This is a genomic window from Solibacillus sp. FSL R7-0668 (assembly GCF_038006205.1).
Taxonomy (GTDB): domain Bacteria; phylum Bacillota; class Bacilli; order Bacillales_A; family Planococcaceae; genus Solibacillus.
In genome coordinates, this window is sequence record NZ_JBBOUU010000001.1 from 1800812 (window position 1) to 1812386 (window position 11575).

Annotated in this window: 12 protein-coding genes; 8 read left to right on the forward strand and 4 right to left on the reverse strand. The window is 37.8% G+C overall.

From position 1 onward, the window contains the following. Positions 1-99 precede the first annotated feature (99 nt). Complete coding sequence (locus tag MKX47_RS08700) at positions 100-1671, forward strand: Na/Pi cotransporter family protein (protein WP_340773080.1); 1572 nt, start codon at positions 100-102, stop codon at positions 1669-1671. 36 nt (positions 1672-1707) lie between these two features. Here the strand turns inward: MKX47_RS08700 and MKX47_RS08705 are convergent, their stop codons facing one another. Then, positions 1708-1902, reverse strand: coding sequence for a hypothetical protein (locus tag MKX47_RS08705; RefSeq protein ID WP_340773082.1), 195 nt, complete (start codon positions 1900-1902; stop codon positions 1708-1710). Positions 1903-2070: 168 nt separating this feature from the next. Here MKX47_RS08705 and MKX47_RS08710 point away from each other — a divergent pair, with 168 nt between their 5' ends. Then, positions 2071-4278 carry a YcdB/YcdC domain-containing protein gene (locus tag MKX47_RS08710; protein ID WP_340773084.1) on the forward strand — a complete coding sequence of 736 codons (2208 nt, stop codon included), beginning with the start codon at positions 2071-2073 and terminating at the stop codon, positions 4276-4278. A 249-nt stretch (positions 4279-4527) separates the two neighbouring features. Next, positions 4528-4950, forward strand: coding sequence for a homoserine dehydrogenase (locus MKX47_RS08715; RefSeq protein WP_340773087.1), 423 nt, complete (start codon positions 4528-4530; stop codon positions 4948-4950). A 97-nt stretch (positions 4951-5047) separates the two neighbouring features. Here the strand turns inward: MKX47_RS08715 and MKX47_RS08720 are convergent, their stop codons facing one another. Continuing rightward, on the reverse strand, positions 5048-6397 hold the full coding sequence (locus MKX47_RS08720) for an MATE family efflux transporter (protein WP_340773088.1): 1350 nt from the start codon (positions 6395-6397) through the stop codon (positions 5048-5050). Between the two features lie 340 nt (positions 6398-6737). Between MKX47_RS08720 and MKX47_RS08725 the strand changes: the two genes are divergently transcribed. Both MKX47_RS08725 and MKX47_RS08730 read left to right on the forward strand, forming a co-directional pair. Beyond that, entirely contained in the window at positions 6738-7274 is a 537-nt protein-coding gene (locus MKX47_RS08725) for a 3D domain-containing protein (RefSeq protein WP_340773089.1), read from the forward strand. Between the two features lie 124 nt (positions 7275-7398). Beyond that, entirely contained in the window at positions 7399-7569 is a 171-nt protein-coding gene (locus MKX47_RS08730) for a hypothetical protein (RefSeq protein WP_340773090.1), read from the forward strand. Here the strand turns inward: MKX47_RS08730 and MKX47_RS08735 are convergent. Next, positions 7566-7835, reverse strand: coding sequence for a hypothetical protein (locus MKX47_RS08735; protein ID WP_340773092.1), 270 nt, complete (start codon positions 7833-7835; stop codon positions 7566-7568). The genes MKX47_RS08730 and MKX47_RS08735 overlap by 4 nt on opposite strands. A 92-nt stretch (positions 7836-7927) precedes the next feature. Between MKX47_RS08735 and MKX47_RS08740 the strand changes: the two genes are divergently transcribed. Beyond that, complete coding sequence (locus tag MKX47_RS08740; protein ID WP_340773094.1) at positions 7928-8260, forward strand: redox protein; 333 nt, start codon at positions 7928-7930, stop codon at positions 8258-8260. Positions 8261-8305: 45 nt separating this feature from the next. Beyond that, positions 8306-8515, forward strand: a complete 210-nt coding sequence (locus MKX47_RS08745) for a hypothetical protein (RefSeq protein WP_241368462.1) — start codon at positions 8306-8308, stop codon at positions 8513-8515. Between the two features lie 167 nt (positions 8516-8682). Here MKX47_RS08745 and MKX47_RS08750 read toward each other — a convergent pair whose 3' ends face one another. Further along, positions 8683-9972, reverse strand: coding sequence for an MFS transporter (locus MKX47_RS08750; protein ID WP_340773096.1), 1290 nt, complete (start codon positions 9970-9972; stop codon positions 8683-8685). A 193-nt stretch (positions 9973-10165) separates the two neighbouring features. Here MKX47_RS08750 and MKX47_RS08755 point away from each other — a divergent pair, with 193 nt between their 5' ends. Further along, complete coding sequence (locus MKX47_RS08755; protein ID WP_340773097.1) at positions 10166-11419, forward strand: helix-turn-helix domain-containing protein; 1254 nt, start codon at positions 10166-10168, stop codon at positions 11417-11419. Positions 11420-11575: the final 156 nt, after the last annotated feature.

Below are 11575 nucleotides of genomic sequence, written 5' to 3' on the forward strand. Positions count from 1 at the left end.
AGTGGGTTTGAAGGGATTCACAGAAGAACAAACATAATTTCACGTGAGGTTGCGTCGAATAGGTTGTTCGATTGATTATGACATTTGGTGGTGAAATGCATGCTCACGATTTTTGGTGGGATTGGTCTGTTTTTACTAGGGATGACCATGCTTACGAACGGACTGAAAGAAATTGCCGGAGACGCATTAAAAAAATGGCTCAACCGGTTTACGAAAGGTCGTATAAGTGCGGTTGTTTCTGGTGCTGTTATGACGATGCTTGTGCAGTCCTCCACGGCAACAACTTTACTAACAATTGGCTTTGTTAGTGCAGGATTGCTTACATTTATGCAATCGATTGGTGTTATTATTGGGGCGAATATTGGGAGTACAAGTACGGGTTGGATTATTTCATTAATCGGCTTCAAAATTAGTTTACAAACCATGGCATTACCGATAATCGGTGTTGGTGTCTTCATGACCATGATTGCGCCGAATGATATTAAAAAATTTGGTAATGTATTAGCAGGATTTGGTTTACTATTTTTAGGGATTGATATGCTACAGCAAGGAATGGGCTCGGCACAGGACTTCATTGCGTTCGATAAAATTCCGGCTGACTCCATTATTTCAATCTTTTTATTAATCGTTATTGGGATTGTCATGACGGTCATTATGCAGGCTTCGAGCGCGGCAATGGCAGCGACGTTAGCGGCATTATTTGCTGGAGCAATTGACTTTGAACAGGCAGCGTATTTAGTCATTGGTCAAAATATTGGTACGACAGCGACCGCACTCTTTGCAGCAATTGGGGCATCGGTTTCGGCAAAGCGTACGGCAATTACACATTTAATGTTTAATGTCATAACTGCTATAATTGTTACGGCAATTTTTTCATATTTTGTTCAAGCAACAAAATGGATTACGGTAGCGATTTCAGGTAGCTTTGATGAAACATTGGGCTTAGCAATTTTCCATACGCTATTCAGTGTACTTGGTGCGCTGATTTTTATTCCGTTAATGCAGCCGTTTGCCAATTTACTCATGAAAATGGTACCAGAGCGTGAAAATGCCTTGACGCGTAATTTAGATGATAGCTTAATGGCAATGCCTTCTGTTGCAATTGATGTCGTATTTAAAACAATGCGCGATATTATGGTGGAGCTTACGAAGGCGCAGCATCTATTATTACAGTCAAAAAAGGTAACGGTGGAATATGAAAAGAAAATGCTAGAAGTAGAAGATGCACTTGTTATTACACGTAAGTTTTTAGACGGTATTTTAGTTAGCTCTTCGCGTGATCGTGCCAAGCTAATTTCTATCTTACATACATTGGATCATTTACATCGTTTAATTAAAGTGTTGCGCGAACAGCAAAAGGTAGAGGCGCTTTATTTACAAGAAAAGTTGATGCAAGATTGGCAGGAGCTATTGGAGACAATCGGTGAGCGTTTGTCAGAGGACGAAAAAATGCTCGATATTTCGATTATTTTAGAGCATACTTCTCAAGATATGGCACAGCAGCGTCGTAATAAACGTGAGCAATATTTTGAACGCTCAGTATCAAATGAAACACAGTTAGATTTAGCCGTGTCAAAGGTTGATGCATTATTATGGATTGACCGTTTGATTTATCATTATTGGCGTGCAACTGCGCGAATGGCTGAGTATCAAACAATCAATGAAGATTAAAAAAGGAGGCGTCCGAATATTCGGGACGCTTCCTTTTTATTTTTGATATTTCTTTTCTAGTTTCATACCAACGATACGAATGACAATGCCGATTAAAATAAAAATCCATCCAAGACCGATAAAAATATAGTTTAACGTTTGATTTGAATTTGGAATGACATCAAAAAGCCCTAAGCAAACGACGATAATGCCAGAAAATGATACTAAAAGGCCAGCAGTTACAATACTCACATTTCTTCACCTCTAGCGCAAATTTTATCATGAATCATGCATACAATTCAATGAACTCAAATAAAGTCATAGAGGTGTCACAAAAATTTTCGATCTTTACTTTATATTCTGAAACTTTATGCAATTCTTTTCGTAATATAGAAATAATAGGAAAAAGGGGGATGTAAGATGAAGAAATGGGCGAGTATTATAAGTGCATCGGCCGTTGCATTAAGCTTATTTACAGCGGGGACGGTGGCCAATGCGAATATGGGTACAACTTCAAATGACGAGCGTCAACAAATTTACGTAGCCATTACGGATGAAGATGTTACGAAAGAGGTACTTATTGAGAAATTAAAAGCGGTATTACCGGAGCTGTTTGGTTCATTTAGTAATAGCGATTTTACGATGTCCACAATGAGCTATCATTATTCGGATGATTTAACAACGCGTTATGAATTATCCTTTTCGAAAACCGTTAATAAGCAGTCACAATCGGGAAGTATTATTTTTAAAGAAGGCGATTTTGAAATTGAATCACTTACCATCTCCCCAACCATTACAAAGGATTCATTATTTCCAGGTAAAATCACAGAGCAGCAAGCACAAAAGATTGCAACAGACTTTGTGAGAAAAGTAACGGGATCATCGGATTTCATTACAGTGAGTCAGGTGCCGAGTTATTTTTCAACGCGCTTAATTACTGAACCCATTTCGTATGCGTATTCATTTATGAAAACTGAAAAAAATATTCCCATTCAAGATCAAGGGATGTATGTAAGTATTCTTGGAGATGGGACAATTCAATACTATATGCAAATTGCACCGATGACGCAGCGCTTTGCATTTGAGGAAGAATCAAATATTATGACGAAAAGTGCAGCTATAGCCAAAATGAAAGAAACGCTAAAAGTATCGCTGCAATATTCCTATGATTATAGCTCTTATAATGCAAAACCTACTGTACGCTTAGTATATCTTCCGGCAGCAGACTATATCGGGGTTCATGCGAAATCAGGGAAGTGGCATAGCAATACGGGAGAGACCGAGCAAATCCAGGCAAAAGCTCCATCACCAATTGTTGACAAGCCATTACAGGCAAGTAAACCAATAACACTTGAGGAAGCAAAGCAATATGTTAAAAAGCTCGCACAATCAAACGCGAACGGGGAGAAATTAACGATTGATTCTGCTTATGAGTATGAGAGTGAAGGGACAAGCATTATAAGTATTTCTTATTCATACCATAAGAAAAATGCTTCGTTTGGTACGTCCGTGGAATTCAATAAAAACACGGGCGAACTTTTAAACTATTTTGATATGTCAGATTCGATTCCTTATCTAGATGCACCTGAGGACAATACACCACGCCTTGACGATGCGAAGGTGCTAGCGATTGCGACGGATTATGCGAAACAATTTGCACCAGCCTCAATCCATGAATATTCAATGCCTATATATAACATAAGCTATTCTGAGGAAAATAAAATGCATACGGTTTCATTCCCACGGATGAAAAATGGTCTTATTGTAAACGGCGATAATATTTCCGTGTCTATTAGTAATAAAGGAGAGCTGAAATCCTACTACAGAAGTAACTTAACAATTGATGAATGGCCAGCACTAGATGAAGTTATTTCGCAACAAGAAGCGCAAAAGCAATTCGAAGCAGCCTTAGATGCCATGCTTGTGTACCAATCCGTCTACAATCAAGAAGGAAAATATGAGCTGCTTTACACGCCAACGATTAATAAGGAGTCAATTTATCAAATGGATGCGTTGACGGGTGAATTTTTGAATGTGTATGGACTGAAAAAGAAGGAAATAATTACACACCCAACAGCTGAAAAAGAGCTGAATTATTTAATTCAAGCAGGGGCAATTGAAGTGAAAGACGCCAAAAGTTTCAATGCAGACCAGCCGATTTCACAAGGGGAAGCATTAAAGGCTATTATAAAATCGATTAGCTATTTCTATGAGGACTATGCTTATAGTAGTGGTGAAAATAGTGAGGATACAATCAAACTTGTGCCAAAGGACAATCCGTATTATTCAACGGTGGAATCCGCTTACCGCATGGGGATGATTAAAGAGGGAGATCAGCTAGCGATTGACAAGAACGTAACGAAAGAGCAGCTAGCGGTGTGGTTTGTTCGTGCATTAGGTCTCGAACAAGCCGCGAAATATCCTACGATTTATAAGCTGGATGTGAACGATGTGCATGAAATTTCACCAGCAAATATTGGCTATGTAACGTTAGTAAATGCGTTAAAGCTACAGCCATTAACAGATAATAAATTCCAGCCGAAAAAAGAAATATCATACGCTGAATTAGCGGTTTCGATTATTAATGTAGCCTATGCAATTGCAGAAAAACAAAATACAGGCTACTAAATAAAGTACACCTCACTATACAATCTGTGTAGTGAGGTGTCGTTTTTAGCGCATTTTCAATGATTTGTCCTTGTATAGTCACAAAATTAAGAATGTACGTTCGAATTTTCTTAGAACGTAGTGGTTTCTGGAAAGGATTTTATGTTAAAATAAGAAAAAGCACGGAATCCTAAAAAAAAGAGCGAAAATTTTTAGGAAACGATGTAATATAGTTAAAGTAATTAATCATTAATGGAAGTTGGGAAAAACATGCAAAAAAATAAATATCGCATTCATAGCAATGCATTATTTGAAATTGCGCAAAGTCGTGCGTTTACCGAAAAGGATGCTATCGAAGAGCGCTTCGATGAAGAGGGAAAAATTAAATTAGTAAGTGACCGTGCTGGAGCGGATCTTACGTTATCATTAGTAAAAACCGAAGATGGTCTTGCATACGTAGTTAAATGGGATGATTCTGAAGAAGTATATAAAGGTTGGAACATGGCTTGGGAAGAATTTACTTGGTGCTTAGGCGTTGTAAACAAGCCAATTGAAGAAGCAGCAAAAAAAGCGGCAGAAGAAGCAGCAGCTCGTCGTGCAGAAGAAGCGGCATTAGCGGCAGCAAGCGAAGTCACATTGGAAGAAAATGATTTTGAAGCTGAAGAAGTTGCAGCGGAGAATTTAGAGAAATAATATACAAAAAACCGTCTAGCATCTGTTGCTTAGACGGTTTTTTGTTGGACTATATGTGAAACGAAGGGAAATGTCTCAGAAGATCTAGTTTTGGATATTATTTATGATCTGGTCCAACGAGCGCATAGCGTTCCCACTTACGACTACGCCAGCGGAAAATAACTAAAATGGCACGAATCCATTCATCACAGGAAATGGCTAACCATACGCCGATTAAGCCTAAATCAAGGACGAATACAAATAAGTAACCGAGTGACAGTCCGATACAAATCATGGAAATTATCCCGATACGCACAGGGTAGGTCGCATCTCCAGCAGCACGTAGCGAGTTGATAATTGTAATATTAATGGTACGACCCGTTTCTAAAAAGATACTTAATAATAGGACGCTAGCCCCGATTTGAATGATGTTTTCATTGTCAGTAAATACACGCATGAGCGGCTCGCGGAAGGTTGTAACTAGCGCCACCATCACCAGTGTAAATACAAGCGCTGATTTTACGCTAAACCATACTGTTTTATAGGCGAGGTCCTTTTCTCCAGCGCCAACATAACGCCCTATTAAAATAGCGGTACCTGAACCAATCGCCATCGCAAATAAATACGTAAACATGGAAATATTCATGGCGTATTGACGTGCAGACAATGCTTCCGCTCCGACGTATGTTACATAGTAAAGTAATACGATTTGGCTCGTTTGATACAATACTTGCTCAAGGGCAGATGGAATTCCGATTTTTAAAATCTTTGTAATGTATTTTTTAGATAGACTATAATAATCAGCAAATTGAATGCGTACTTCCAGTGCCTGATACAGCAACCAGAAAAATACAACTGCTGCGACAATACGGCTAATGACAGAAGAAATGGCTGCCCCTTCAACACCAAGCTCCGGTGCCCCAAATTTCCCGAAAATTAAAATATAGTTCAAAATGACATGAAGCACGTTCATTCCAAGTGATACATACATCGTTTGCTTCGTCCAACCCTGTACACGAATGACAGAAGATAGCGATGTAATTAGTGCCTGAACAAAAATAAAGCCCCCAACAATCGCTAAATAGCTTTGCGCGGCTTCAAGCACAGCACCTTGTAGGTTCATCATCTTCATAATGGCATCTGAAAATAAGAGAAACACGCCACTTAATACGAGGCCAATAACCAAGTTTAATGTAACGGATAGCGCGGCAATTTTCGAAGCATCTTCCAATAAGCGTGAACCTAAATATTGTGAGACGACAATCGAAGCCCCTGTGCCAATCACACCTAATAACAGAATCGCAATTTGGATATATTGGTTCGCGGTTCCGACACCAGCAACGGCATTGTCTGAAACGGCACTTAACATGAACGTATCGGCAAGTCCCATCAGCATAAATAAAAACAGCTCTAAAAATAAAGGCCATGTAAGTTTAAATAAGCTTAATTCCTTTGTAGTATTTGCCATATGACGTCACTCTTTCAATAAATTTTCTATTCGGTCTTTTACGTCGAACCTTTTTAAAAACAAGACGTATCGTACCATAAATAGGTAGTTGAAGATAGTCCGAATTTCGAAACAAAGGAATATTTATTGAAAATAATACAATTTTGACTATTTTAGGTTGTGGGAAATTAATTATCTGATATTCGTAATATAAAAACGACAAAATTCGACTTCCTGTTACGGGATTGTAATGGTTGTAACATGAAGTTGTTATATTACTGAAACATAAAGTAGGTATGCTAGTACAAGTTGAATCAAAAAGATTTTTCACGAAAATGATATTGGAGGGAAATAGTCAAGTATGATCAAGAAAATATTAGCATTTTCAGTGGCAATTGCCGCGAGCACATTTATTTTTGCAAGCCCGTCTTTCGCAGCTACACATACAGTAACATCAGGTGAGACATTATTTTCAATTGCACCCAAATATAACGTTACCGCAACCGCATTAAAAAAGGAAAATATGTTAATAACGAATAATCTTTTCATTAATCAGGTGCTTCAAATCCCTGAAAAAGTTTCTGCAACACATCCGTCAAATGTAAAGAAAACGTATTCAATGACAGCTACAGCCTATACAGCGAATTGCAAGGGTTGCTCGGGAATTACGAAAACTGGATTAAACTTACGTAAAAACCCAGAGCTTAAAGTAATCGCAGTTGATCCTAAAATTATTCCACTTGGCTCAAAAGTGTGGGTGGAAGGCTATGGCATTGCAGTTGCCGGTGATACAGGCGGCGCTATTAAAGGAAATAAAATCGATGTTTTTGTCAAAAATAAATCAATAGCCTATGACTGGGGACGTAAAAAGGTGACAGTCAAGCTGTTAAAATCATAAAAGGAAGGTCATGCAAATGCTGCATGACCTTTATTTGTTATTCTGTATTGTCCAAAAAGATGTTTTCTAGAAGGAAACGTTTTATAATTAACAGTTGGATGCGTTAAATAGGAAGGGGAATCTTATGTTTACATATGAAGCCATTTGCCGTTATTGCCGCAAGCCCTTTACATTACGAGAAGGTACAAAAAAATACCAGCAATATAAGGTAAATCGTCAGGCTAATATTTCGTGTGATAGCTGTGAACGACGCATTGAGGACGATTCACGTAAATATCTATTTGACCGAGATTAAAGTTGCATCATTCTTTTGAGATGCCTCATTTCGCCAATGAGATCGTCCATTTGGCGCTGCATTTGCTCTACTTCAAATGGAAATAAGTTACTTTCGGTTGTCTTTGAGCTTGAGGAAGTGGAAGAGGCCTCCTCTAATAAACGTAGCGTAATGCCAGCAGAAATAGTGGCTAGCATATCGCCAATCGTTAAGACAGCAGCGCTAGCATACTCAAATCGTGCAGCTAAAATTTCGAGTGATTGTTCATTATTCGAGCGTTTATTCAACAAGCTTCCTCCTAGCAATAGGTTTAGCTAGTATATGCAAGGATAGAATAAAATGAGCAGATAAATTACAAGGATGCGAAAGGAGGATGAAGATGGAAGCAAAAAAACACCAAATTGAATGCCACAACTGTCAGGAAAGGATGACCATTGATTTTGCAACCGCCAATTTTGCGACAGCTGTGAGTGTCATTAACGGCAAAAAAACGGAAACCCGTACATATTTTGAACAATGCCCGAACTGTGACGCCGTAAATAAAGTAACAAGCGACAACAAAGAAGAATGGGGAAAACGCAAAGGACCTAATATCAAATTCTTTATGTTTTCCGGCATGCTTGGTTGTCTATTATTTTTAGTTTTAGGCATACTGGCACTCTATTTTGCATTTCAGGGGCTTGGTTTTGTTGTGGATTGGCTGTATAAATAGCCAACGTTCGTGTATAATGAAAGCTTCGTGGAGGTGTAATCGACAATGAGTAAAAAATGGACAATCCATTCAATTCGTGAATATGTAGAAAAAAATACAGATACAAAATTACTTTCAACAGAATTTAAAGGCTTCTCGCAAAAGCTTGATTTCCAATGTGCATGTGGTAATACATTCCAAAAGCCTTGGAAAAAATTCAAAGAAAATAAGCAGCAAAAATGTGAGGTTTGCCAGCCACCAAAGGAATCTCGCTAATTCAAGTGAAAAATAGTGCCAATGCATGTGGATAACAAGCATTGGCCTTTTTTATTCTGTAATATAGGAGCAACTACAATCAGTAACCGTTTCAACCTCTAGCTTAAATCTCGATTTCTACGTTTATAAATGTCATTAGTTGTCCCTAGCTTCTTATCAAATCGGCATTATTCGGTTACAGGCGTAACCTCTGTCTTTTTAAGCTCTGGATGTGCCATTTCAATAATAGAAGTACGTAATAAGAGTAAAACAATAAAGATTAGGATCAAACCACTGACGAATAAAATGTATTGCGCTGGAATGATCTCATATAAAAACCCGTAAGTAAGTGTTCCAATTGGCATGGCACTCATCGCCATCATTTCAACAATACCAAACACACGCCCGCGATATTGTTCATCAATTGTTGTCTGCATAATGACGCCAATTGGGGTATTGGTAATAACGCCCAGTGCGCCAAAAATGAGCATGACGATAAAGTAGAAAATGAAAATCATCATCGTACTTGAAAATTGGAATAATAGTGGTACGCCGACAAAGATCACGAGTATCCCCATTAAAAATGTTGAGCGCTTTACTAATAATAATGGAAATTTCACTGTTGAGCGTGAAGCAAAATAAATCGATGTTATGAGTATACCGACAGCGCCACCCGCCTCAATAAAGCCGATTAATTGTGGATCAATTTGCAATAAAGTTAGTAAAATGTAGCCTCCACCAACATTGACGGAAGTGAAAAATAAATTTAACCATAATGCCGTCCATAAGATCGCTTTAATAACAGGTTTTTTATTGACATAGCAGAAGCCGGCTTTAAAGCTTTCGACCATAGTTTCTTTTTCAGAACCTGTCATTGCCTGTTGTCTTTTATATAGCTGGAAATTCATCGTTGCTTCTAAAGTTAGGGTAATCATTGCAGCAATGATGAAAATCATTAAGAAAACTTCCATTGATACAAAGCCGAAAAGCATCCCGCCAAAAATCGGTCCGCCAATTCCAGATACCGATAACGACAGTTGGTTAAAGCTCATCGCTTTTTGGATTCTAGTTTCATCCACTAAATTGGCGATGGATGCAGAAAAGGCGACACTTGTAAATGTACTGAAAATACTGTTGAACATAGTGGCAGTGTAGATAGCGGCAAGCGATAACCCAAATTCATGCGTATACATTAATAACCCAGCTACTGTTAAGATGACGCCTGCCTGACCACCTAGCACCAGTTTTTTTCGAGACATGCGATCCCCTAGTATTCCCGCAATCGGTGCCATTATTGTACGTGGCAAATAGCTTAATATAATATTGATGGCAAAGCTTAATGACGAACCTGTTAACGATAAGATGTACATACTAATCCCAAAACTATAAACATGTGACCCGAGCGAACCAATCATTTTACTCACTAAAAATGTGTATAAATGGTAGGTCGCTTTTTTTAATTTTGCCTGTTCATTCATGTGCAATCCCTCTTTTGTTTAATTTTATTAAACATATAATACGAGATGGATGAAATAAATGCAACCAAAAAGTTTAATTAAATTAAAAATAATTTTGGTTTTAATTTTGAATCTATTTAGATATTGTTTAATAATATTTAAATATTTCTTTCGTCATGTGGATTTGTTACACTATTTGTAGTGAGGTGGCAACGTGATTAAAATTGGTGAAAAAATTAAAGAGCTTCGTAAAGAACGTAAAATGACGCTTGCACAAGTAGCAGGAGACAGGCTATCAAAAGGGATGCTCAGTTTAATAGAAAACGGTAAGGCACAACCTTCCATGGAGAGCCTACAGCATATTGCAAAACAGCTGGACATTGATGTATCAGAACTGATGCAGTCGAACGATTCTCAAGAGCTGAAGGTGTTTTATATAAAAGTCGAAGCATTAGTGACTGAATTGAATAAAACATACGAAGATGAGGAACATCGTGAAAAATGTCAGGAAATTCTTTCACTAGTCGAGCCTTATATGAAAGAGAACAAGCTAAATGGCAATACATTTGAAGAAATTCGTTTAACGGATATCTATCATTTAATGCGTTATTACTTAGAACTTTCACAAGATACAGCGGGCTTTGAAAGCTGTATTGCGCGATACAAGCAAATTTATGCCCATTCAAAAGTAGTCAGACGCTATAGTGACCTTGGTGCTATCGAATTTAATCGCAAGAACCATGAAAAGGCGATTGTTTGGATGCTAAAAGGTGTTGAATACATTGAGCAGTTTGATGGCTTTATCGGAGAAATTGAAAAGCTGGATTTATACTATAATTTAACCGTTATCTATGCGGCCTATAACAATGAGTCTGAATCAGAAAAATATTTACGGCTGTCCTTAAACATTGCACTTGAGAAAAAAATATTGTATCGTATCAATGATTTTTACCGTTATTTATTTTTTATGCAGCTGAACAAGGGCGATAAAGAAAAGGCGCAAATTTATTTAAATAAAATTCGTGCGTTTTCCGTTATATTAGAAGATCCGCTTGATTTGGTGATGGAGGACTTATTGCAATTGGCCTATTGGAATCAAATTGAGCATGCGTATGAACGAGTCATTTCAACAGACTTTAATTATCGTGATTTTTCTTCCAAAATACGAACACAATTAGATCAATTTTTAGTAGGTGAGCAGGCCTATGCGCATTATCACCTACAGCATATAGAGGAAGCACATGCACTCTTAATGGACATTATCGGTCCTGAAATTTATCATCACCCATTGGATGCTGCTCGCATTTATCGCTCTTTTGCAATTCGGGCTCTTTGCTATTTGGCGCAGGGCGATGTGGAAAATGCCAAACGTGATATTTTATATGCCGCAGACGGGGTGAAAAATTATGCACAATCGCTTGATAAAACGTTTATCGACGAAGCTTATACGAAAATTATGAAAAGTTAAAAACAGCTAATTTCCAAATCGCAATCTAAAAAATGGGCTACGGATAGAAAAAAAGTGTAATTGTCCTGCATTTTTTGAAGTATAAAATATGCGCTCTGTAAGTAATTCAATATATTTCTTTTAAATAGTATAAATATCTGGCATATTGACAACAGT

Excerpts from the sequence above, each read along its gene's own strand:
- MKX47_RS08700 (WP_340773080.1), top strand. The coding sequence starts at position 100 with ATGCTCACGATTTTTGGTGGGATTGGTCTGTTTTTACTAGGGATGACC.
- MKX47_RS08710 (WP_340773084.1), top strand. The coding sequence starts at position 2,071 with ATGAAGAAATGGGCGAGTATTATAAGTGCATCGGCCGTTGCATTAAGC.
- MKX47_RS08715 (WP_340773087.1), top strand. The coding sequence starts at position 4,528 with ATGCAAAAAAATAAATATCGCATTCATAGCAATGCATTATTTGAAATT.
- MKX47_RS08720 (WP_340773088.1), bottom strand. The coding sequence starts at position 6,397 with ATGGCAAATACTACAAAGGAATTAAGCTTATTTAAACTTACATGGCCT.
- MKX47_RS08725 (WP_340773089.1), top strand. The coding sequence starts at position 6,738 with ATGATCAAGAAAATATTAGCATTTTCAGTGGCAATTGCCGCGAGCACA.
- MKX47_RS08730 (WP_340773090.1), top strand. The coding sequence starts at position 7,399 with ATGTTTACATATGAAGCCATTTGCCGTTATTGCCGCAAGCCCTTTACA.
- MKX47_RS08740 (WP_340773094.1), top strand. The coding sequence starts at position 7,928 with ATGGAAGCAAAAAAACACCAAATTGAATGCCACAACTGTCAGGAAAGG.
- MKX47_RS08745 (WP_241368462.1), top strand. The coding sequence starts at position 8,306 with ATGAGTAAAAAATGGACAATCCATTCAATTCGTGAATATGTAGAAAAA.
- MKX47_RS08750 (WP_340773096.1), bottom strand. The coding sequence starts at position 9,972 with ATGAATGAACAGGCAAAATTAAAAAAAGCGACCTACCATTTATACACA.